This is a genomic window from Nocardioides fonticola (assembly GCF_039536805.1).
In the GTDB taxonomy this organism is placed as follows: Bacteria; Actinomycetota; Actinomycetes; order Propionibacteriales; family Nocardioidaceae; genus Nocardioides; species Nocardioides fonticola.
The window spans coordinates 214,899-235,961 of the sequence record NZ_BAAAZH010000010.1 but is presented as its reverse complement, the minus strand read 5'-3'; the positions used below and the strand labels follow the sequence as shown (position 1 = coordinate 235,961).

Here is a 21,063-nt window from a genome sequence, read left to right as displayed (position 1 = left end):
GTCGGGTGCGCCGCTGAGGTGTCCGCGCCGCGTCGATGCCTCGCGCTCGCCCGCGTCGCCCGGTCAGGCGAGGTCGTCCCCACGATCGGCCGCTACGGTCGAGGGTGCGACACCTTGCTGGAGACCACGGCAAGACGCCCACCGCCACCTCGGATGGTGACTCTGCATGTCGTCCGTATCCCTTCTTCCCAGCTCCTCCTCCGATGCCCGGACGGTCGAGCGCACCCGACGCCGTGTGCGCACGGCCGCCCTGATCGATCGAGCCCGCGGCGCGATCGACGACGATCGCGATGCACTGCTCAACCAGGTGGTCATCGAGAACCGGGGCGTCGCCGAGGCGGTCGCCGCGCACTTCCGCGACCGCGGGGTGCCGCTGGAGGACCTCCATCAGACGGCCTACGAAGGCCTGCTCAAGGCGGTGCGACGCTTCGACCCCGATGCCAGCGACGATCTGCTCACCTTCGCCGTCCCCACGATCCGCGGCGAGATCCAGCGGTACTTCCGTGATCACGGGTGGTCGGTCCGGCCGCCACGTCGTGTGCAGCGGCTGCGCGGGGAGATCCGGGTCGCCACCGAGGACCTCCGCAACGAGCTCGGGCGTGAGGCCCGGCCGCAGGAGGTCGTGGCGCGCCTGGGCATCGACCGCGCCGCGTACGCCGAGGCGATGCGCGCCGACGGGGCGCAGCACGCGACCTCGCTCGATCAACCGACCGCTGCCGACTCCATGACGGTGCTCGGCGACCTCCTGACCGCCGATCCCTCCGCGGAGCCCAACGAGGACAGGGTCGTGGTGGCCGGGCTCCTGCGCACCCTCACCGAGCGGGAGCGGCTCATCGTGCGACTCCGGTTCGTCGACGACCTCACCCAGACCGAGATCGGCGAGCGGGTCGGCGTGACCCAGATGCAGGTGAGCCGACTGCTCTCCGGGATCCTGTCCCGCCTGCGCGACGAGCTCGAGCGGTGAGCGCGCCGCCCGACGCAGCGTGGTTCGCGCGGATGGGTCGCGACCTGCTGCGCGAAGGTGACGTGCCCGTGACCCTCGACCGGGTCGTCGGCCGCGGGGCCGACGTCGTCCCGGGTGCCGAGGCGTGCAGCATCACGCTGCGGCGGCAGCGGGGCTCGGCGACCACCGCGGCCGCGACCGACCCGGCCGTCGTCGACCTCGACGAGGCGCAGTACGCCCTCGACGAGGGGCCGTGCCTGGAGGCGGTGCTCGGCGACGCCGGGACGCTGGTCGCCCGCGACCTCGCCGACGACCCGCGCTGGCCGCGGTGGGGGCCGGTCGCCGTCGCCGGCGGCTTCCGCTCGGTCATCGCCGTCCGGCTGCAGGCGCCGGGCAACGCCACCGGCGCGCTGAACCTCTATGCGAGCGGACCCGACGCCTTCACCCACGACTCGATCGACGTGGCCGAGGTGTTCGCCGAGCATGCCTCCGCGGCCCTCGACCACGCCCACGAGGTCTCCGGCCTGCGGACGGCGATGGAGTCGCGCCACCGCATCGGCATGGCCCAGGGCGTGCTCGCGATGCGCTACGGGATCGGCTTCGAGGAGGCCTTCGAGGTGATGCGACGCGTCGCGAGCGACACCAACACCAAGCTGCGCGACCTGGCGGCCGAGGTGCTCGACCGGCGCGAACTCCCGCCGCATCTCGTGGCGGACGCCGTTCCCGCCGAACCCGAGGAGGACACCGCATGACGCTCACCCAGCGCCTCATCGAGGCGACACCCGACGAAGTGTGGGACGTGCTGGCCGACGGCTGGCTCTACCCGCTGTGGGTGGTCGGCGCCTCCCGCATGCGCGAGGTCGACGCCGCGTGGCCGAAGGAGGGTGCGGAGATCCACCACTCCGTGGGCGCGTGGCCGGCCCTCCTCGACGACACGACGATCGTCGAGGAGTGCGTCGCCGGTCATCGGCTGCGACTGACGGCCCGCACCCGGCCGTTCGGGGAGGCCGCGGTGACGCTGTGCCTCGACCCTGCCGGCGACCAGACCCTCGTGACGATCCGCGAGGACGTCGTCGGCGGCCCGGGGCGGGTCGTGCCGCGCCCGGTGCGGGCTCCGCTCATCCGTTGGCGCAACACCGAGACGCTGCGTCGCCTGGCCTACCTCGCCGAACGCAGGGTCTGAACCGCGCCCGGGACGACGGCCAGGGAACCGTCGGTCCCCCGCTCCACCCGGGGCGTCCGCCCCGGCGACCCGCCCTCGCGCCCCACTGTCGCGAGGGCGAGTCGCACCGCCTCCTCGGGCAGCGCGCCGTCGGCGAGTTCGGCGGCGGCTCGGGCTGCGACCGTCGCCGCATCAGGCACCGTGGACCTTCCGCGGCGCCGTCCCACGACCCGGGCCGCCGTTCCGTCGCAGCGGGCCACGATCGCATCGCCGTCGTCGAGCACGATCGCGACCATGTGGACGGCCTGGCGCTGGGCGAGGCGGGCGGCCGCCCGGCCGATCGCCGTCGCGGTGCGAGGCAGCCGGCCGCCCTCCGCGCCGGCGAGCGACGCGAGCCCCAGGACCACGAGGGTCGCCCCCGCGACCGGGTGCGGATCGGGCCCCGGGTCGTGCCACACCACCGGGCGGCGGCGGGCGATCCGCTGCACCTGCGCCCGCCGCTCCCGGTCGACCGCCGCGCCGCGACCCTCGAGCACCACCACCGCAGCCGGCTCGCCGCCTGCTCCGCTCCACTCCCCTGCGGCCGGGCGCTCCAGCGCCCGGCCGCAGGTCGCCGCGAGGTCCGCGACGGCGTCCTGCCAGCCGGTGGCGGGGGATCCGACCAGCAGGAGCGGAGCGATCGCGGCGGGGACCGCGATCATGGGGGGCGCGGGAGCAGGGGTCATGGGCTCCGGTATCCCGTCGTGGGGATTCCATGCATGCGCATGGGAACGGGCTCGCGGGACACCGGTCCGACATGACCTCCGACGACGCGTCCTTCCCCGCCCAGCAGCAGGACCATCCCGGCACCACCGCTCAGATGCGACCGCGACCCGACCACGGCGAGGAGACCTACCGCGGACACGACCGCCTGCTCGACCAGGTCGCGCTCGTGACCGGCGGCGACTCCGGTATCGGACGGGCCATCGCACTCGCCTACGCGCGCGAGGGCGCGGACGTCGCCTTCACCTACCTGCCCGAGGAGACCGATGATGCCGAGGACACCGCACGTCTGATCCGCGCGGCCGGACGACGTGCGCTCCCCCTCGCCGCCGATCTGCAGCGACCGACCGCCTGCCGCACCGTCGTGGAGTCGGTGGCAGGAGAGTTCGGCGGCCTCGACATCCTCGTCAACAACGCCGGCTACCAGTGGGCGCGCTCCGACGGCCTGGAGGAGATGGACGACGAGCGGATCGATCGCACCTTGGCGACGAATGTAGGCGCCCTCCTGCGACTCCTCCGCTCCGCGCTTCCCCACCTGCGCCGTCGTCCCGGCTGCGTGATCAACTGCAGTTCCATCCAGGCCTACGACCCCTCGGCGGCACTGCTCGACTACGCCGCGACCAAAGCGGCGATCAACAACCTCACCGTGAACCTCGCCCAGGCGCTCGGCCCCGACGGCATCCGCGTCAATTGCGTCGCCCCCGGCCCCATCTGGACGCCGCTGCAGCCGGCGACCCAGCCTCCGGACAAGGTCGCGCACTTCGGCGAGGACACCCCGCTGGGTCGCGCCGGCCAGCCCGCGGAGGTGGCGCCCGCCTTCGTCTTCCTCGCCTCACCGGGGGACGCGTCCTACATCTCGGGCACGGTCCTGGGCGTCACCGGCGGGAAGCCCGTCTTCTGACCGGGGAGCGGGATGTGGGGGCGCGGTGCGGCCTTCGGTGGTCGAGGTGCGAGGCGCCCTCCGGTGGTCGAGGTGCGAGGCGCCCCGGCGCCGAGCCACGAGACCGGTGGGACTGGCTGCTTCGGTGGGGACGTAGTCGTCGCTCATGGCCTGATGCCGGCTTTCAGGCTCGCTTCGGTTGAGAGGCGCCGGCTGCGCGGGTGCCGGGTTGCGCTCGGTGTTCGGGTCGCCGTCGGCGTTGGGTTGAAATGCGCTGGCTACGCGGGTGGGGGGTTTCCGGCTGCTGCTCGTCTCACCGGGATTCGAGGCTCGCTTCGCTCGCACCTCAGCCACCGGCGTTCCTCCGGTGGTCGAGGTGCGAGGCGCCCCAGCGCCGAGCCGCGAGACCCGGCGAGGTGGGCGCCGACAATGGGGACGCCGTCGCTGCTCCGTGTCTTCTCCCGGCTTCCTCGCTCGCTCTGGTTGATAGGCGCCGGCTATGGCGGCGGCCGGGTTGCTCTCGGTGTTCGGGTCGCCGTTCGCTTCGGATGAAAGGCGCCGGCTACGGGGGAATCTGGTTGCTCTCGGTGTTCGGGTCGCCGTTCGCTTCGGTTGAGAGGCGCCGGCTACGGCGGTGCCGGGTTGCTCTCGGTGTTCGGGTCGCCGTTCGCTTCGGTTGAAAGGCGCCGGCTAGGCAGGTGCCGGGTCGCTCTCGGTGTCCTTGTCGCCGTTCGCTTCGGTTGAAAGGCGCCGGCTAGGCAGGTGCCGGGTCGCTCTCGGTGTCCTTGTCGCCGTTCGCTTCGGTTGAAAGGCGCCGGCTACGGAGGTGGGCGGTTGCGGCTGCTGCTCGTCTCACCAGGCTTCGAGGCTCGCTTCGCTCGCACCTCAGCCACCGGCGTTCCTCCGGTGGTCGAGGTGCGAGGCGCCCCGGCGCCGAGCCGCGAGACCCGGCAAGACAACCGCTGGCAGTAGGGACGATCTACGGCTCCCGTCCGGTGGCTGAGGTGCCCGAGCCCCCAGGCGAGGGCCTCGAAGCCCAGCAAGCCGCACAGCAGCCGCAACCACGAAGATTCCAACCCCTGAACCCTTGTCTTCGAACATGTGTTCGAGTAGACTGAGGCATGGCCTCCACCACCAACCAGGATCTCCGTGACCCGCGGTCCCTCCTGGTTCTCGCGCGTGATGCGCGGATGGTCGCCGACGACGCCGAACGGTCCGTGTTCATCGCCGCAGCCCAGTGGGCTCTCGCCCACCCGGCGGCTGATGAGTGGGACAGCGCGTGTGTTCCGGGCACCGAACGCACCCTCGCCATCGCCGGCCAAGGTGCACCCCTGGTGGCCGAGTTCTGCATCGACGAGTTCGCCGCCGCGATCGGCTTGTCCAGCGACGCCGGGCATTACTACGTCGGCGACGCATTGGAGTTGGCTGCTCGTTTGCCGCGGTGTTGGCGGCGTGTGGAGGCCGGTGAGGTGGCGGTGTGGCGGGCACGGAAGATCGCCCAGGCCACTCGCTTGTTGTCGCCCGAGGCCGTCGCCCTGGTGGACCAGCGGTTGGCGTCGTTCGCGCACTCCATCGGCGGACGCGGGATCGAGCAGACAGTGAGAGCAGCCGAAGCCGAAGCCGACCCCGAGGTCCTGCGTGCGAGGCGGGAGGCGGCTGACGACAAGCGACACGTCACCATCTACTCCCGTCACGTCGACTTCCACGGCAGGGTCGACATCGAGGGAGCCCTCGATCTGGCCGACGCGTTGGACCTCGAGGACGCTCTCGCCGCCGTCGCCGCCCAACTCAAGGACCTCGGCTGCACCGAATCCCTCGACGCCCGGCGGGCCATGGCCCTCGGCGAACTCGCACGACGCGACCATGCCCTCACCTTCGAGTCGGCTGGAATGGGTGAGCCGGTCCGCAGCAAGCGGACCCTCCATCTCTACGTCCACATCAGCCACGCACCCGGCCAGAACCCGTTCGGTACGGCTGCTCGTGTGGAGAACACCCGCACCGCCCTCGACCTCGACACCCTGCGGTCGTGGTGCACCGACCCCGACACCCAACTCGTCGTCCGGCCCGTCCTCGACATGGCGGAACAGCGGTCGAGTGAGTCCTACGAGATCCCCACGCTCCTGCGCGAGCAGGTGATCCTCCGCGACGTCACCTGCGTCTTCCCCCACTGCACCAGGCCCGCCCGCAGCGCCGACATCGACCACATCGTCCCCTGGGACGAAGGTGGAAGCACCAGCACAGACAATCTCGCCGCGCTGTGTCGACATCACCACCGCATCAAGACCCACCACGGCTGGACCTACGAACCGCTCGAACCCGGAGCCGGCCCACCCGGCAGCTACCGGTGGACCAGCCCCCACGGCCAGCACTACCTCCGCACCCCCACCGGCACCACGACAGCCTGAACCCCACCCGGGGCTCAGGCCCGTCGTGCTGCCCGGGCACCGTCAACGCACGAGCGCCACGGTCTCCAGTCCGGAGGAGTCCAGGCAGTCCTGGAGCGGTGCGACGGCATCGTCGGTGACGACGTCCTGCCACCCGCCCCGGTCGTAGAAACCGCCGGCGAGGCGCACGTCCGTACCGACGACGTAGCGGTCGTCCCCGACGGCGACGGCGTCGGCATCGGCGTCCCAGGAGGCGGCGTCGGTCCAGACGGCGACCGCGGTACCGACGACGAGGCAGTCCCCCGCCCGGCGCAACTGGCCCTCGACCTGGGCGGCGGGGAAGTCGCCGTCGGCGGAGTAGCCGCGGATGACAGGGCCGTCGGCGGTGGGCGCATCGCCGCCGCAGGCGGCGGTGGCCGTGGTGACGGCGACGGCGGCGAGGAGCAGCAGCGAGCGGCGGATCCGGTGCGGCATCCATCCAGCGTGATGCGGTGCGGGCGGCCTGTCAGCCCTCGCACACGGATCGTGACGGTCCGGTGACATGACGAGAGCCCCCCACTCGTGGAGTGAAGGGCTCGTCTGGCTCCCCCGGTTGGACTCGAACCAACAACCCTGCGATTAACAGTCGCATGCTCTGCCAGTTGAGCTACAGGGGATCGCTGTGCGGCGCGCACACCTTAGCAACGCCGGGTCGCGGGGTCGAAATCGACCCCGCCACGACCCCGCCACGACGCCGCCACGACCCCGTCAGGACGCCGTCAGCCCGACCTCGGCGGCGAGCTCGGCGCGGGCGGCGGCCACGGCGGCGACGACGTCGGGGGCGGCGGGATCGAGGCCGCGATCGAGCTCGTCGGTGACGACCAGGGTGCCGTCGCCGCGGCGCCGGACGACGACGCGCACGCCACGGCGTCCGGCGATCGGCGTGTGCCGCACGAGGACGACGGAGTTGGTGACCCGCTCGCGGAAGAGCTGGAGGAACAGCGCCGGATCGACGAGCGGCAACCGGTGGGCGTAGCCGCCGGCGACGGTGACGACGAGGGCCTCGTCCTCGCCGTCCCAGGAGCCGTCGCGGACGTGCTCCCAGGGGATGCGCTCCCACCGGTCGGCGACCGGCGCGTAGAGGGCCAGGCGGGTGCCGCCGACGGCACGGCCGTCGGTGAGGGCGGCGGAGGCGAGCAGCCGCTCGCCCTCGGCGACCTCGACGGCGGGGCCGGGACGGCGGGAACCGAAGAGGCCCATCACTCGGCCCCGACGATGCGGTCGCGCAGGGTGCGTCGGTGCTGCTCGAGGGCGGCGAGCTCGCCGAACATGCGGTTGTAGGCCTCGGAATCCTCGACGGGGTTGGTGCGCTGGAGCCGCGACTTCACCTCGGCGATGCGGCGCAGCGCGGTGAGCTCGAGCAGCCGGAAGACGTGGTGGGCGACGTAGCCGGCGTCCGGCTCCTTCAGCGTGAGCAGCGGCTCGACGCCCAGCTCGGAGACCGCGGCGGCGATCTCGGGGGCGCCGGCGTGCTCGCGCACCCGGGCGGCCCAGGCGGCGTCGCCGGAACCGGACGCCGGGCCGCCGGCCGCCGCCACGGCCTCCCAGACCCCGCGGTAGACGGGGTGGGTGAAGTCGTTGACGCCGATGTCGCCGGTGGTGCGCCCGATCGCCATCGGATGCTGGACGACGAGCTTCAACGTCTCGCGCTCGATGGCGAACCGCGGGTCGCGCGGGTCGGGGACGTCGGCGCGCGGCGCGACGGGCGCGGCCGGCGCCTCGGGCTCCCGCCCTCCCTTGGCGGCCCGCGCGGCGGCGCGGCGCACCTCGGCGCGGGCCTCGTCGGGGTCGACGCCGACGAGCTGGGCGAGCTCGCGGGCGAACGCGTCGACCTTCGACCGGTCGCGCACGCTGGAGACCAGGCGGGCACCCTCCCGCAGCGCGTCGACCCGGCCGTCGGCGCGGTCGAGGTCGTGACGGCCGACGACGTTGCCGAGCACGAAGCGGTAGAGCGGCACCCGACGCGCGACCAGCTCGCGGACGGCGCCGTCCCCCTGCTGGATGCGCAGGTCGCACGGGTCGAGCCCGCTCGGCTCGACGGCGACGTAGGTCTGGGAGACGAAGTTCTGGTCGCCGTTGAAGGCGCGCATCGCGGCCTTCTGGCCGGCGGCGTCACCGTCGAAGGTGAAGATCACCTCGCCGCGGAACTCCTCGTGGTCGTGCAGGAAGCGGCGCAGCACCTTGGCGTGCTCGTCGCCGAACGCGGTGCCACAGGTGGCGACCGCCTGCCCGACGCCGGCCAGGTGGCAGGCCATGACGTCGGTGTAGCCCTCGACGATGACCGCGCGCGAGCTCTTGGCGATCTCGCGGCGGGCGAGGTCGAGCCCATAGAGCACCTGGCTCTTCTTGTAGATCGTGGTCTCGCTGGTGTTGAGGTACTTGGCCTCGATGCGGTCGTCGTCGAAGATCCGCCGCGCGCCGAACCCGATCGTGTCGCCGGTGGCGTCGCGGATCGGCCACATGAGCCGCCCGCGGAACTTGTCGTACGCCGACCGCCCGACCGCGACCAGACCGGCCGCGACCAGCTCGTCGACGCTGAACCCGCGCCCGCGCAGGTGCCGCAGCAGCGCCTCGCCGTCGCGGGGCGAGAACCCGACGCCGAAACGCAGCGCGGCCTCCTGGTCGAACCCGCGCTCGGCCAGGAACTGGCGGGCCACCAGCGCCTCGGGGCCGCCGAGCTGCTCGGCGTAGAACTCCTGGGCCACCTGGTGCGCGCCGACCAGGCGGCTGCGCTGCGGGCCGCGCGGACGGTCGTCGTTGCCGTCGGCGTCCTCGCGCTCCAGGACGACGCCGACCTTGTCGGCCAGCCGCTCGACGGCCTCGCTGAAGGTGAGGCCGTCCATCTCCTTGACGAAGTCGATGACGTCGCCGCCGGCCTGGCAGCCGAAGCAGTGGTAGAAGCCGCGGCTCGGGGTGACGTGGAAGGACGGCGACTTCTCGTCGTGGAAGGGGCACAGACCCTTGAGCGACCCGCCGCCGGCGTTGCGCAGTGTCACGTACTGCGACACGACGTCGTCGATCCGAGCCTTCTCGCGCACCTCGCTGATGCTCTTCTCTCGGATGCGGCCGGCCACGAGCGCGATCCTACGGACACCGCGAGGGGCTCAGTACTCCCCCGCCATCACGTTGTGGAGGGGCTGCCCCGCCGCGTACCGCTCCAGCTGCTCGCGCACGAGCCGGTAGGCGCGCGGCCACATCGCCGAGGAGGCCCCGCCGACGTGCGGCGCGATGAGGACGCCGGGGGCTCGCCACAGCGGATGGTCGGGCGGCAGCGGCTCGGGATCGGTGACGTCGAGGGCCGCGGTCACCCGCTCCTGCTCGAGGGCGGCGACCAGGTCGTCGGTCACCACGACGCCGCCGCGCGCCACGTTGACCAGCAGCGCGCCGGGGCGCATGCGGGCGAGGAAGTCGGCGTCGACGAGGCCCCGGGTCTCCTCGGTCAACGGCACGATGAGGACGACGACGTCGGCGTGCGGCAGCAGTTCGGGCAGCTCGGGGAGGGCATGGACGGCGCCGCGCTCGTCGCGCCGGGCGGTGCGGGCGACCCGCACGACCTCGGTCTCGAAGGCCAGCAGCCGCTCCTCGATGGCCTGCCCGATCGCGCCCGCGCCGATCAGCAGCACCCGCTTGTCGGCGAGAGCCGGGCGCCAGGGGCGCTCCCACACGCCGGCGTCCTGCTGGCGCACGAACTGCGGCACCCCGCGCAGGGAGGCGAGGATCAGGGTGAGGGTCAGCTCGGCGGTGGAGGTGTCGTGGATGCCGCGACCGTTGCACAGCGCGACGCCGTCGGGCACCCGGCCGCGCACGTTGTCGACGCCGGCCGACAGCAGCTGCACCACCTCCAGCGACGCCATGCGCGGCAGCACGTCGCCGACCTCGGTGCCCATCGCGTACGGCGTCACGTAGAAGCGCACCTGCTCGACCGAGTCCGGCACGTGCTCGCGCGGGTCGACGACCTCGTAGCGCAGTCCGGCCGGCACCTCGCCGAGCTCCGCGGGGTCGAAGGGCAGCCAGACGAGCGGGTCGGGGGCGGTCACGCCCCCATGATGCCGTCGCGGCACAGGCGCGCATGCCAGGCCACCGCGCTCGCGTCGGTGAGCGAGGCCACCTGGTCGAGCACCACCCGCAGCCGCGCGGCGTCGTCGGCGGCCTCGCGCCAGTCGTCGGCGAAGGCGCGGTCGAGGACGTCGGGCGCGCGGTCGAGCAGCACGGGCACGAGGTCGGCGAGGAGGTCGCGTTGACGGTCCATCGCGGCGAGCCGGTCGGAGGCGCCCATGACGAAGTGGGCGGCGACGCCCTTGAGCACCGCGATCTCCAACGCCGTGCGCTCGGGGACGACGAGATCGGCGCCGTAGCGCACCGGGAGGGCGTCGCCGGCGGCGCCCGATCCCAAGGTCGCCTGCTGCACGGCCCCGCAGAAGCGGCCGATGAGGTCGCTGGTGAGGTTCTTCAGCGCGGCCAGCGATCGGCGCGACCCGTCGTAGGGGGCGGTGGGCCAGCTGCCGACGGCGCGCAGGTCGGCGAGCACCTCGTCGAGGACGTCGTCGGGCTGCTCGGCCAGCCCCCAGTCGCGCAGCGTCGCCCACACCGGCGCGGTGTCGCGGTGCAGGGTGGCGAGGTCGAGACGGTCGGCCACCACGCCGTCCTCGACGTCGTGGACGGAGTAGGCGACGTCGTCGGCGAGGTCCATGATCTGCGCCTCGACGCAGCGGCGGGACGCCGGGGCGCCCTCGCGCAGCCAGCCGAAGACGGGCAGGTCGTCGGCGTAGACCCCGAACTTCACCGCCTCGTAGCCCTCGGCCGCCCGCGGCCAGGGGTACTTCGTGCAGGCGTCGAGGGTGGCCCGGGTGAGGTTGAGGCCGACCGAGCGGCCCTCGGCGTCGACCGTCTTGGACTCCAGCCGGGTGAGCAGCCGCAGCGTCTGGGCGTTGCCCTCGAAGCCCCCGCACGGGCCGCCGAGCTCGTCGAGCACCCGTTCGCCGTTGTGCCCGAACGGCGGGTGCCCGAGGTCGTGGGCGAGCGCGGCGGTCTCGGCGATGTCGGGATGGCTGCCCAGCGCACGGGAGAGGTCGCGGGCGATCTGGGCGACCTCGAGGCTGTGGGTGAGCCGGTTGCGCACGAAGTCGTCGCTCTGCGGGCCGACCACCTGCGTCTTGGCGGCCAGCCGGCGCGAGGCCGCGGCGTGCACCACCCGGGCCCGGTCGCGCTCGAACGGCGTGCGCTCGGGGGCGTCGACCCGTTTGGGCGGCTCGGGGACGACGCGTGCCCGGGCGGCGTCGTCGTAGCGGTCGAGGGGATCCATCGCGCCCGACCCTAGTGGCCGGAGCCGACGATCCGGCGTCCGGATCAGTGCTACTACCGAGGCGTCCAGGCCGCTGCTTGCCTAGAATCGCGGTCATGGCCGGCTCGGGAACCACCTCGCGGTACGGGAGCCCCGCGCGATGACCCTCGCCGTCTCCCCCGGCTACGTCACGCAGTCCGCTGCCCTGGCGCGCAGCGTCCTCGACGACCTGGGCAGCGAGCCCGGCCGCACCCTGGAGCGTCACGGCCAGGAGCTCATCGCCCGGCTGCTGCTCGAGGACTGGCTGCGGCTCGCCGACGCCGTCCGGGACGACGACGGCTCGCTGCCCGCGGCCTTCTCCTGGCGCTGCGGCTACGCCCTGCACCACCTCGGCCACCTCGCGCAGGCCCGCGACGTCGTCCGCGCCGGACGCGAGGACGACGCCGCCCTCCCCGATCGCGCCCGGCTCAGCGCCATGCTGGCCGCGATCGCCTGGAACCAGGGCGACGAGACCGACTGCCGACGGCACGCGGCGCGAGCCGCCGACCTGGCGGGCGACGACCCGGGCGCCGGCGCCTACACCTGGGTCTCCCAGGCCCTCCTGGCGGCCATCTCCGGCGACCGCGACGCCAACCTGCGCGCCTACGACCGCGCCCTGGCGGCGGCCGAGGCCGCCGGCGACCTCATCTCGCAGGAACGCATCCACAACAACCTCGGCTCGGCGGCCCTCGAGGAGGGTCGCTTCGACGACGCCGTCGACCTGCTCACCCGCGGACTGGAGATCAACGACCGCACCCACCACCACTCGGGCACCGCGGTGCTGCGCCACAACCTGGCCGAGGCGATGTTCTTCTCCGGCCGCCTCGACGAGGCGCTGCTGGAGGTCGAGTCCGCGCGCACCATCTGGACCGCGATCGACTCCCCCAGCGCCGGCGGCGCCTGGCAGCTCGCCGGCGACATCCAGAGCGCGCGCGGCAACGCCGCCCAGGCCGCCGACGCCTACCGGGAGGCCGTGCGGCTCGGCGACGACCAGGACGACGTCCAGACCCTCCTGCCGGCGCTCGCGGGCCTCCTGCGCGTCGTCGTGGCCGAGGACCCCACTGAGGCCGACCTCGTGCTCGACCGTCTGATGCGTCTGCGCGCGACCGCGGGCGGCGCGGTGGCGCACACGGCGTCCGGCTGGGCCTCCCTCTATCGCGGCGAGTTCGAGCGGGCCCGCGCCCACGCCGCCTCCGCGCGCGAGGAGGCCGCCCAGCACCGCGACCGGCCGCGGTTGGCCGAGTCCCTGCTGCTGGCCACACTGGCCGAGGAGGAGCCCTGCGCCGACGACCCGCGGCTGCGGGAGGCCGTCGACCTCCTGGCCGACCTGCGCATGCCGGTGCCGATCGCCGTCGGCGAGCTGGTGCGCGCGGAACTCGGCCGCGACCAGCTCGGCCGCCAGCTCGCCGCCGACCAGCTGCGCGAGCTGGGCGTGCACGCCGACGCCGCCCGCCTGGCCGGCCCGCTGCATGCCGCGCGGTCGCGTCGTCCCAGCCCGGCGGTGCGGGTGCACACCCTGGGGCGTTACCTGATCCACCGCGACGGCGAGCCGATCCCATCCTCGAGCTGGCCCTCCCGCAAGGCGCGGGAGGTACTCGGCGTGCTGGCCGGGCGCGGCGCCGCCGGCATCAGCCGACCGGCGCTCGGCGCCCTGCTGTGGCCCGACGTCGACGACGTCGGCAACCGGCTCTCCGTCGCGCTCTCGCACCTGCGCGCCACCCTCGACCCCGAGAAGCGCCACAGCGCCGACCACTACCTCATCGGCGGCCGCGACCACGTCTTCCTCGACCTCGAGCACGTCTCGGTCGACGTCGTCGACTTCGAGCAAGGTGCCCAGGCCGCCCTCCGCGCCTACCGCGACCGCGATCCGCGGGCCGCCCGCATGCTGGAGGCCGCCGCCTCCCTGCACACCGGCGCGTTCATGGAGAGCGAGCCGGCCGAGGAGTGGCTGCTCGACCTCCAGGAGCGCGTCGAACGGCTCGGTCGCGAGGTCATCGAGGCGCTGGCCGCCGTCCACGCCGCCGGGCCCGACCCCGCGGCCGCCGTCCCGTGGCTGGCCCGCCTACTCACCATGGACCCCTACGACGAGCCCACCTACCGCATCGCGGTCAGCACCCTGTGGCGGCTCGGGCGCTACGGCGAGTCCCAGCGCTTCCACCGCACCTACGCGCTGCGCATGGCCGAGCTCGGCGTCCCCGCCCGCACCTGGGAGGACCTGCGCGAGGGCGACGGCTGAGCGTCGTCCCGCCGACCGGGATGCCAGACTCGGCACCATGGCCTCGACCGTCCCCGACCAGCTGTGGACCCCGCCGCTCGACGGCACCAGCCGCCTGGAGCGGTTCGCCGCCCGCCTCGCCGCCGACGGCGTCCTCGACGCCGCGACGGCCGCCGACTACACCGCCCTCCAGGCGTGGTCGACCGCGCACCTCGATCGGTTCTGGGGTGCGGTGCTGGAGGAGTTCGACGTGCCGAGCGAGGGCGAGCGCAGCCCGGCGCTGGCCGACGCGGCCATGCCCGGCGCGCGCTGGTTCCCGGGGCTGCGCCTGAACTACGCCGAGGCCGTGCTCGCCCTGCCCGGCCGCGCGGCGGACGACGTCGTCGTCATCGCCGAGTCGCAGTCGCGCGCGAGCGTGGAGCTGACGGCGGCCGACCTGCGCGAGCAGGTCGCGCGGGCGCGCGCCGGACTGGTCGCGGTCGGGGTCGGCCGTGGCGACCGCGTCGCCGCCTACGCCCCCAACATCCCCGAGACGCTGGTGCTCCTGCTGGCCGCCGCCAGCCTCGGCGCGGTCTTCTCCTCCTGCGCACCGGAGTTCGGCACCCAGAGCGTCGTCGACCGGTGGCAGCAGATCGAACCCACCGTGCTGCTCGCCGTCGACGGGTACCGCTACGGCACCAAGCCCATCGACCGCACCTCCGAGGTCGCGGCGATCCGCGCGTCCCTGCCGTCGCTGCGCACGACCGTGTGGCTGCCGTACCTGGACGCCGCCGCGCCGGCCCCCGAGGGCGCGCTCACGTGGGCCGACTTCACCGCCGCCACCGGCCCGCTCAGGTTCGAGCGGCTGCCCTTCGAGCACCCGCTCTACGTGCTGTTCTCCTCCGGCACCACCGGGTTGCCCAAGCCGATCGTGCACGGCCACGGCGGCATCACCCTCGAGCACGTGAAGGCGCTCGGGCTCCACCAGGACCTCGGCCCCGACGACCGGTTCTGCTGGTTCTCCACGACCGGCTGGATGATGTGGAACTACCTCGTCTCCGGGCTCGCGGTCGGCGCCACGATCGTGCTCTTCGACGGCGACCCGGCAGCCCCCGACCTCGGGGAGATGTGGCGGCTGGTCGAGCGGCAGGGCGTCACGGTCTTCGGCACCAGCGCACCGTTCCTCATGGCCTGCCGCAAGGCCGGGCTGCGGCCCGCCGAGATCGCCGACCTCTCCCGGGTGCGCGAGCTCGGCTCCACCGGCGCGCCCCTGCCGGCCGAGGGATTCCGCTACGTCTACGAGGCGGTCTCCCCGACCGTCCACCTCGCCTCGCTGAGCGGCGGCACCGACGTCTGCTCCGGCTTCGTCGGCGCCGCGCCGACCGTGCCCGTGTGGGCGGGCGAGATCTCCTGCCGCCTGCTGGGCGCCGCCGTGGAGTCCTTCGACGACCAGCGGCAGCCGGTGCGCGAGAGCCTGGGCGAGCTGGTCATCACCGCGCCGATGCCCTCGATGCCGGTGGGGTTCTGGGGCGACGACGGCAGCCGCTACCGCGCCGCCTACTTCGAGGACATCCCCGGCGTCTGGCGCCACGGCGACTGGATCACCATCACCGAACGCGGCAGCTGCGTCATCACCGGGCGCAGCGACGCCACGCTCAACCGCGGCGGCGTGCGGCTGGGCACCGCGGAGTTCTACACCGTGGTCGAGTCGCTGCCGCAGGTGCGCGACAGCCTCGTCGTCCACCTCGAGGACGACGAGGGCGGTGCCGGACGACTGCTGCTCTTCGTGGTGCCCGCGCCCGGCCACGACCTCGACGACGAGCTGCGCCGCGAGATCGCCGGCGCGCTGCGCTCGCGGCTCTCCCCGCGGCACGTGCCCGACGACGTCCTCGCCGTCAGCGCCCTGCCCCGCACCCTGTCGGGCAAGAAGCTCGAGGTGCCGGTCAAGCGCATCCTGCTGGGCGCCTCGCCCGACGAGGCCGCGGCGGCCGGCGCCCTCACCGACGCCGGCGCCCTCACCGAGATCGAGGCGCTGCGCGACCGGCTCTGAGTCGGCCCGTCACCGGCGCGGGAGGTTGCGGCGCGGGTCGGGCGGACGCGGCGGACGTGCAGCGAGGTCGGCGGGCATCGCGACCTCGATCGGGCGCAGGTCGTCGGCGGAGATCCAGCGCATCGACAGCGCCCACGGCAGCTCCCCGCCGCCGGAGGCCCACACCACCAGGCCCTCCCACACCGCCGGCCGGCCCGGCCGTTCGCGGCTGCGCCACTCCACCAGCAGGCCCAGCAGCACCGGCCCGTGGCCGAGACTGCCGCGCAGGTCGATCCACACCGGTCGCGGGTCGATGGCCCGGAACAGGAAGCGGTCGGAGGCACCCACGCCCCGAGAATAGAACACCAGTTCGAACAGCGGACCGGGAACCGGCGCCTTGGACGCCGCTGGGAGACTGACCGCCGTGGACCCGATCATCGTCGTCGGCGCCGGCATCTCCGGCGTCGCCTGTGCCCGCACCGTCGCCGACGCCGGGCTGCCCGTGCAGCTGCTCGACCGCGGTCGCCGCATCGGCGGCCGGATGGCCAGCCGGCGCTTCGAGGGCCGGCCGGTCGACATGGGCGCCTCCTACTTCACCGTGAGCGACGAGCGCTTCGGCGCCGTCGTCGAGGGCTGGCGCGAGGCGGGCCTGGCGCGGCCGTGGACCGACACCTTCACCGTCCTCTCCCCCGGCAGCGCGCCGCGCACCACCACCGGGCCGACGCGCTGGGCCACGCCGCAGGGTCTGCGCTCGCTCGTGGAGGACCTCGCCGCACCGCTGGCGGTCGAGCAGGCGGCCGTGGCGCAGGTGACGCACCGCGACGGCGTCCTGCACGTCGACGACCGACCGGCGTCGGCCGCCGTCCTGGCGATGACGGACTCCCAGGCGCGTGCCGTGCTCGGCGAGGGCCTGGCGGAGGACGCCGCCGTCCTCACCCGCGCCTCGGAGCCGGTGATCGCCCTGGTGGCCTGGTACGCCGAGCGGCTGTGGGACCTCGACGGCGCCTTCGTCAACGACGACCCCGACCTCGCCTGGATCGCCGACGACGGATCGCGCCGCGGCGACCTCGCCCCCTACCTCGTCGCCCACTCCACGCCCGAACTGGCGCAGCCGCACCTCGAGGCGCCCCAGGAGGCGGGTGCCCCGATGGTGGCCGCGCTGCGACGCCTGCTCGACCTGCCCGAGCCGGAGGGCACCTACGTGCACCGGTGGTCGCAGGCCCGCCCGATCGGCGAGCGCCCCGCACCCTTCCACCTCTCCGAGCGCGGGCTGGGCGTCTGCGGCGACGGCTGGGGCCCGGTCAGCAAGGTCGAGGGCGCCTGGCTCTCGGGCACCGCGCTGGGCGAGGAGCTCGTGCGCCACTTCGGTTAGTGGCGCACCCGCACCCGCACCCGCACGACCGCGGGTGCGCCGACGCCGGCGCTGTTGACGGCCCGGACGGCGAAGCGGTGCCGGCCCGGAGCGAGGTGGCGGAAGGTGATCCGCGGCATCGGGAGGAACGGGCCTGTGCGGTAGGTGCGCACGTGGCGACCGTCGCGCGTGATCCGGTAGGAGGTCACGAGACCGCCGTTGTCGGGCCCTGGGCCGAACCGGAGCTGCACCCGGTGCGCGCGCACGACCGCCCGGAGATGGCGGACGGCGTCCGGTACCTGCGCACCCTGGACCGCGTAGCTGTGCTCCGCGACGTTGCCCGCCCGATCGGACGCCGTCACGGTGACGACGTGCTCGCCGTCGGGCACGCTCACCTGCACCGCGTAGTCGACGTCCTGGAGGTAGTCGGCGCCCCACGGCTGGAACCAGCCGTAGGGGGTGAACCCGGTGCCGTCGTCGTAGGGACGCTCATCGACGACGACGTCGTCGAGGCGCACCTCGATGCGGGCCAGATCGTCGCCCTCGGCGAGGTCGCCCCAGAACTCGAAGACCTCGCGCTGACAGGGGTCGCTGCAGAGCACGGGCGTGGTGTCGATCTGCGGCGGCGTCGTGTCGGGCGTCGCCTCGTCGGCGCGGGCGCCGCCCAGCGCACCGGGCCCGACGAGCAGGCCGGCGACGAGCGCGAGGACCACGGGGAGGCGAGGCACGGGCGCCATCATGCCGGGTGAGCAGCGGCCCGCGCGGGAACTCGGGGCGATGGGGGGATCAGTAGACCGCGACGTGCACGTGATCGTAGTGGTTGGCGGTGGCCGACCCGCGGTCGGACATCGGCCGCCAGCCCTCGCTCGCCCGCTCGGGGGTCCAGATGCGCTGGCGCCAGATGATGTCGAAGAGCCCGAGGGCGGCGGCGTTGCGCTGGAGGTAGGCGGCGATCGCGTCGCCGAGGGCGACGTCGCTGGTCATGATGTCCAACGCCTTGCCCGAGCTGTGCTCGCCGTGGTCGTCCCAGCCGCCGTAGGTGGTGATCTGCGGGAAGGCGTGGCAGACGGCCCGGTAGACGGCGACCGCGCCCGCGGTCAGGCCGTTCTCGACGCTGCCGTCGGGGCAGGGCGCCGTGGACAGCCCGGCGGTCGCGGCCAGCGGCTTGTCCTCCGAGAGGTAGCCGGCGGTCACCCAGCGGGCGACGCCGTCGACGACGACCTCGACGCGGTCGTCGGCGGTGCGGCCGGTGATGAGCACCTTCTTGCCGGCCTCGATCTCGCCGACCTTGCGGGCCGAGGCCCCCGAGGCGCTCCACAGGTTCAGGGCGGTGGTGGTCCAACGCGGCGTCTGCGCGAGGGTGACGGCGAGCTCGGTGCGGGCGGCGTCGCGCGAGACCCGCTCGGCGCGGGCGTCGGCCCGCTCCTCGGCACCCTCGGCGAGTGCCTCGCTGACCGCAGCGGCAGCGGCGTCGGAGAGCCGGGCGGCGGCGACGTCCCTCGGGGCGGGGGCGCCGTCCTGGGCCAGGACGCCGAAGGTCACGGCCCCGGCGGTCGCCAGCACGGCGAGCGGGGCGGCCACGAGAACGGGCACGGACCTGGCAGACCCCAGGAGGCGGGCAGTGGTGTCCCGCTTGTGGCGATGGTGTGCCACAGCGCTGATCCTTACTCCATCGATGCCCCCGCAGCGTGGGCTGCGAGGGTGTCCGTCCGTGCGGCGCCGAGTCACCGTCCTTCAGGACACGGTCATGGAGTCAAACACAGGGAAAGTCGACTCGCCGAATCTTCTTTGAGGTTCCCCGGTAAAGGTTGTGTGGTTCAGGTCACCCGAACCGGGGTCCGGCCGCGGGGCGCGACGGCGTCCTCGGGGGCCGCGCGTGAGGGGGAACACGCTCGCGGACGGCGTCCTGAGGGGAGGTGCGGGATCCGGCCATCGCCCCACCAGCACCACTGGTCACACCGGACAGGCGGAACTGGCCGATTGCGGCGTCCCGGGGCCGGTTTTCGGCCAGTTTCCCCGGTCGGCCGGGGAAACTGGCTCCCCCGGCCCGCCCACCTCAGCCCCCCGTCGTCTCCGCGACGTCCTCGGTGATGACGCAGTCCAGGCCCTCCATCGACTCCAGCCAGCCCTCGGGGAGCACGACCCGCTCGCGCGGGGAGCCCTGACGTCCGCGCGGGACGCCGAGCTCGGAGGCCGGGAACTCCTCGTCGGGGTCGAGCTCGGCGAGCAGCACGTCGAGCTCGGCGAGGCTGGTGACCAGCGCCAGGTCGCGGCGCAGCCGGCCACCGGCGGAGAAGCCCTTGAGGTACCACGAGACGTGCTTGCGGAACTCCTTGCATGCCCGCTCCTCGCCCATGTGGCGGGTGAGCAGCTCGGCGTGGCGGCGCATGACGTCGCGCACCTCGCCCAGCCGCGGCCGTTCGATGACGACCTGCTCGCCGGGTGCGCTGGAGAACGCGGCGGCGAGATCGCGGAAGAGCCACGGGCGGCCGAGGCAGCCGCGACCGACGACCACGCCGGCAGCGCCGGTCTGCTCGACCATGCGGACGGCGTCGGCGGCCTCCCAGATGTCGCCGTTGCCGAGCACCGGGATGTCGACGTGCTCGACGAGCCGGCCGATCGCCTCCCAGTCGGCGCGCCCGGAGTAGGCCTGGGCGACGGTGCGTCCGTGCAGCGCGATCGCCGCGACGCCGGACTCCTGCGCGATGCGACCGGCGTCGAGGTAGGTGAGGTGGTCGTCGTCGATGCCCTTGCGGGTCTTCATCGTCACCGGAACGCCGTAGGGCGTCGCAGCGGCGACCGCACGCTCGAGGATCGCGCCGAGCAGGTCGCGCTTCCACGGCAGCGCCCCGCCGCCGCCCTTGCGGGTGACCTTCGGGACCGGGCAGCCGAAGTTGAGGTCGATGTGGGCCACGCCGTACTCGGCGCACAGGATCTCGGCGGCCTTCCCGACGTAGACGGGATCGGTGCCGTAGAGCTGCACCGAGCGCACGGTCTCCAGCTCGTCGAAGACCAGCATGTCCTTCGTGTGCTGATCGCCCTCCACCAGGCCGCGGCTGGTGATCATCTCGCAGACGTAGAGGCCCGCCCCCTGCTCGGCGCACAGGCGCCGGTAGGCGGCATTGGTGATGCCGGCCATGGGGGCCAGCACCACCGGGGTCTCGACATGCAGCGAGCCGAGGGTCAGCCCGGTCACGACCCGGACTTCTTCCCGTTCTTCTTCGAGCCCTCGCCCTGAGAGCCCTTCGAGCCCTTGTCGGTCTTCGCCGGCTCGTAGGGGACGACGTCGCCGCTCCACGTGATCGGGTTGAAGTCCTGGGTCGGGCGGAAGCTCACGGCCTGGAGGTCGCCGGCGTCGGGGAGCAGGTAGACCAGGCACGCCTTGGCGCGATCACCGGGCGCGAACTTCTTGGGCAGCGGGGTGCTCGGGCACGCCGGGTAGGTGGTGACGAAGGAGGACGCCTCGACGAGGGTGTCGTCGCCGTCGACCGCGTACAGCGGGATCGTGCGCCCGCCCAGCTCGGTGTCGCCGGCGTTCTCGACGGTGACCCGCACGAAGTACGGCGAGGCGGTCTTGAGGTTTTCGGGCAGCTTCCAGCCGCTGAAGCTCTTCTTCAGCGTGGTGCTCTCCAAGGAGTCGACGGTGACGTCGAGGACGCCGATGAGGCCCTGCTTGGGCTCCCACGCCACGACCGCCTGGTCGCCGGTCGAGAGCGCGCTGCCCTGCCCGGTGAGCTCGACCCCGGTCGGGACGTCGAGGTAGGGCGTCTCCCCCGCACCCGGGGTGGCGTCCTGGGACGCCGTGGGGCTGCCCGACACGGTCGGGATGCCGGCCGGCTCCTCATCGCCCGAGCAGGCGGCGGTGCCGGTGGCGAGCAGCACGAGCGCCGCGATCGCGAGCACCGGACGCCGGTGCCCCCGGTGCGCGTGCACCCGCTCGATGCCGTTGACGATGGACCCCACCTCACACCCTCCCGTGGTCGTGGACGCTCAGTCTGC

The 21,063-nt window shown here is 73.7% G+C and carries 19 protein-coding genes and 1 tRNA gene; 8 read left to right on the top strand and 12 right to left on the bottom strand.

What is annotated here, in order from left to right:
- Nucleotides 1-166 precede the first annotated feature (166 nt).
- Genes ABD671_RS06380 through ABD671_RS06370 form a run of 3 tightly spaced genes read left to right on the top strand, consistent with a single transcriptional unit; the run spans nt 167 to nt 2,126 of the window.
- Nucleotides 167-964 (top strand): sigma-70 family RNA polymerase sigma factor, encoded by a 798-nt coding sequence (locus ABD671_RS06380; protein ID WP_344732433.1) that lies wholly within the window; start codon nt 167-169, stop codon nt 962-964.
- Nucleotides 961-1,695, top strand: coding sequence for an ANTAR domain-containing protein (locus ABD671_RS06375; RefSeq protein ID WP_344732432.1), 735 nt, complete (start codon nt 961-963; stop codon nt 1,693-1,695). The genes ABD671_RS06380 and ABD671_RS06375 overlap by 4 nt, the downstream gene beginning before the upstream one ends.
- Nucleotides 1,692-2,126, top strand: coding sequence for an SRPBCC family protein (locus tag ABD671_RS06370; RefSeq protein WP_344732431.1), 435 nt, complete (start codon nt 1,692-1,694; stop codon nt 2,124-2,126). Before ABD671_RS06375 ends, ABD671_RS06370 begins: the two co-directional genes overlap by 4 nt.
- Here ABD671_RS06370 and ABD671_RS06365 read toward each other — a convergent pair.
- Nucleotides 2,102-2,806 (bottom strand): hypothetical protein, encoded by a 705-nt coding sequence (locus tag ABD671_RS06365; RefSeq protein ID WP_344732430.1) that lies wholly within the window; start codon nt 2,804-2,806, stop codon nt 2,102-2,104. The two genes, ABD671_RS06370 and ABD671_RS06365, sit on opposite strands and share 25 nt — an antisense overlap.
- A 95-nt stretch (nt 2,807-2,901) precedes the next feature.
- On the opposite strand from ABD671_RS06365, the gene ABD671_RS06360 reads away from it, so the two are divergent.
- Together ABD671_RS06360 and ABD671_RS06355 are read left to right on the top strand one after the other, a co-directional pair.
- Nucleotides 2,902-3,768, top strand: a complete 867-nt coding sequence (locus ABD671_RS06360; RefSeq protein WP_344732429.1) for an SDR family oxidoreductase — start codon at nt 2,902-2,904, stop codon at nt 3,766-3,768.
- 1,100 nt (nt 3,769-4,868) lie between these two features.
- Nucleotides 4,869-6,152, top strand: coding sequence for an HNH endonuclease signature motif containing protein (locus tag ABD671_RS06355; RefSeq protein ID WP_344732427.1), 1,284 nt, complete (start codon nt 4,869-4,871; stop codon nt 6,150-6,152).
- Nucleotides 6,153-6,194: 42 nt separating this feature from the next.
- Here ABD671_RS06355 and ABD671_RS06350 read toward each other — a convergent pair whose 3' ends face one another.
- The 6 genes from ABD671_RS06350 to ABD671_RS06325 all read right to left on the bottom strand — a co-directional run bounded on the left by ABD671_RS06350 (nt 6,195) and on the right by ABD671_RS06325 (nt 11,472).
- Nucleotides 6,195-6,605, bottom strand: coding sequence for a hypothetical protein (locus ABD671_RS06350; RefSeq protein WP_344732426.1), 411 nt, complete (start codon nt 6,603-6,605; stop codon nt 6,195-6,197).
- A gap of 106 nt (nt 6,606-6,711) precedes the next feature.
- Nucleotides 6,712-6,787, bottom strand: a tRNA-Asn gene (locus ABD671_RS06345).
- 91 nt (nt 6,788-6,878) lie between these two features.
- Nucleotides 6,879-7,370, bottom strand: coding sequence for a hypothetical protein (locus ABD671_RS06340; protein ID WP_344732425.1), 492 nt, complete (start codon nt 7,368-7,370; stop codon nt 6,879-6,881).
- Complete coding sequence (gene dnaG, locus ABD671_RS06335; RefSeq protein WP_344732424.1) at nt 7,370-9,244, bottom strand: DNA primase; 1,875 nt, start codon at nt 9,242-9,244, stop codon at nt 7,370-7,372. The genes ABD671_RS06340 and dnaG overlap by 1 nt, the downstream gene beginning before the upstream one ends.
- Before the next feature lie 30 nt (nt 9,245-9,274).
- Complete coding sequence (locus tag ABD671_RS06330) at nt 9,275-10,207, bottom strand: 2-hydroxyacid dehydrogenase (RefSeq protein ID WP_344732423.1); 933 nt, start codon at nt 10,205-10,207, stop codon at nt 9,275-9,277.
- Nucleotides 10,204-11,472, bottom strand: coding sequence for a deoxyguanosinetriphosphate triphosphohydrolase (locus ABD671_RS06325; protein WP_344732422.1), 1,269 nt, complete (start codon nt 11,470-11,472; stop codon nt 10,204-10,206). The genes ABD671_RS06330 and ABD671_RS06325 overlap by 4 nt, the downstream gene beginning before the upstream one ends.
- Nucleotides 11,473-11,611: 139 nt before the next feature.
- Between ABD671_RS06325 and ABD671_RS06320 the strand changes: the two genes are divergently transcribed.
- Nucleotides 11,612-13,726, top strand: coding sequence for an AfsR/SARP family transcriptional regulator (locus ABD671_RS06320; RefSeq protein ID WP_344732421.1), 2,115 nt, complete (start codon nt 11,612-11,614; stop codon nt 13,724-13,726).
- Nucleotides 13,727-13,763: 37 nt separating this feature from the next.
- Nucleotides 13,764-15,734 carry an acetoacetate--CoA ligase gene (locus ABD671_RS06315; RefSeq protein ID WP_344732420.1) on the top strand — a complete coding sequence of 657 codons (1,971 nt, stop codon included), beginning with the start codon at nt 13,764-13,766 and terminating at the stop codon, nt 15,732-15,734.
- 9 nt (nt 15,735-15,743) lie between these two features.
- On the opposite strand, the gene ABD671_RS06310 is transcribed toward ABD671_RS06315, so the two are convergent.
- On the bottom strand, nt 15,744-16,061 hold the full coding sequence (locus ABD671_RS06310) for a hypothetical protein (protein ID WP_344732419.1): 318 nt from the start codon (nt 16,059-16,061) through the stop codon (nt 15,744-15,746).
- A 76-nt stretch (nt 16,062-16,137) separates the two neighbouring features.
- On the opposite strand from ABD671_RS06310, the gene ABD671_RS06305 reads away from it, so the two are divergent.
- A complete protein-coding gene (locus ABD671_RS06305; protein ID WP_344732418.1) occupies nt 16,138-17,085 on the top strand; it encodes an NAD(P)/FAD-dependent oxidoreductase in 948 nt (315 codons plus the stop codon).
- Here ABD671_RS06305 and ABD671_RS06300 read toward each other — a convergent pair.
- From ABD671_RS06300 to ABD671_RS06285, 4 genes are all read right to left on the bottom strand, one after another.
- Entirely contained in the window at nt 17,082-17,792 is a 711-nt protein-coding gene (locus ABD671_RS06300) for a fibronectin type III domain-containing protein (RefSeq protein WP_344732417.1), read from the bottom strand. The genes ABD671_RS06305 and ABD671_RS06300 overlap by 4 nt on opposite strands.
- Before the next feature lie 58 nt (nt 17,793-17,850).
- Nucleotides 17,851-18,657 (bottom strand): VldE C-terminal domain-containing protein, encoded by an 807-nt coding sequence (locus tag ABD671_RS06295; protein WP_344732416.1) that lies wholly within the window; start codon nt 18,655-18,657, stop codon nt 17,851-17,853.
- A 463-nt stretch (nt 18,658-19,120) separates the two neighbouring features.
- Nucleotides 19,121-20,260, bottom strand: a complete 1,140-nt coding sequence (gene dusB, locus ABD671_RS06290) for a tRNA dihydrouridine synthase DusB (RefSeq protein ID WP_344732414.1) — start codon at nt 20,258-20,260, stop codon at nt 19,121-19,123.
- A complete protein-coding gene (locus ABD671_RS06285; protein WP_344732413.1) occupies nt 20,257-21,027 on the bottom strand; it encodes a hypothetical protein in 771 nt (256 codons plus the stop codon). The genes dusB and ABD671_RS06285 overlap by 4 nt, the downstream gene beginning before the upstream one ends.
- Nucleotides 21,028-21,063 lie beyond the last annotated feature (36 nt).

Coding starts and splice junctions, on each gene's coding strand:
- ABD671_RS06380 (WP_344732433.1), top strand. CDS start 167: ATGTCGTCCGTATCCCTTCTTCCCAGCTCCTCCTCCGATGCCCGGACG.
- ABD671_RS06370 (WP_344732431.1), top strand. CDS start 1,692: ATGACGCTCACCCAGCGCCTCATCGAGGCGACACCCGACGAAGTGTGG.
- ABD671_RS06365 (WP_344732430.1), bottom strand. CDS start 2,806: ATGATCGCGGTCCCCGCCGCGATCGCTCCGCTCCTGCTGGTCGGATCC.
- ABD671_RS06360 (WP_344732429.1), top strand. CDS start 2,902: ATGACCTCCGACGACGCGTCCTTCCCCGCCCAGCAGCAGGACCATCCC.
- ABD671_RS06355 (WP_344732427.1), top strand. CDS start 4,869: ATGGCCTCCACCACCAACCAGGATCTCCGTGACCCGCGGTCCCTCCTG.
- ABD671_RS06350 (WP_344732426.1), bottom strand. CDS start 6,605: ATGCCGCACCGGATCCGCCGCTCGCTGCTGCTCCTCGCCGCCGTCGCC.
- ABD671_RS06340 (WP_344732425.1), bottom strand. CDS start 7,370: ATGGGCCTCTTCGGTTCCCGCCGTCCCGGCCCCGCCGTCGAGGTCGCC.
- ABD671_RS06325 (WP_344732422.1), bottom strand. CDS start 11,472: ATGGATCCCCTCGACCGCTACGACGACGCCGCCCGGGCACGCGTCGTC.
- ABD671_RS06320 (WP_344732421.1), top strand. CDS start 11,612: ATGACCCTCGCCGTCTCCCCCGGCTACGTCACGCAGTCCGCTGCCCTG.
- ABD671_RS06315 (WP_344732420.1), top strand. CDS start 13,764: ATGGCCTCGACCGTCCCCGACCAGCTGTGGACCCCGCCGCTCGACGGC.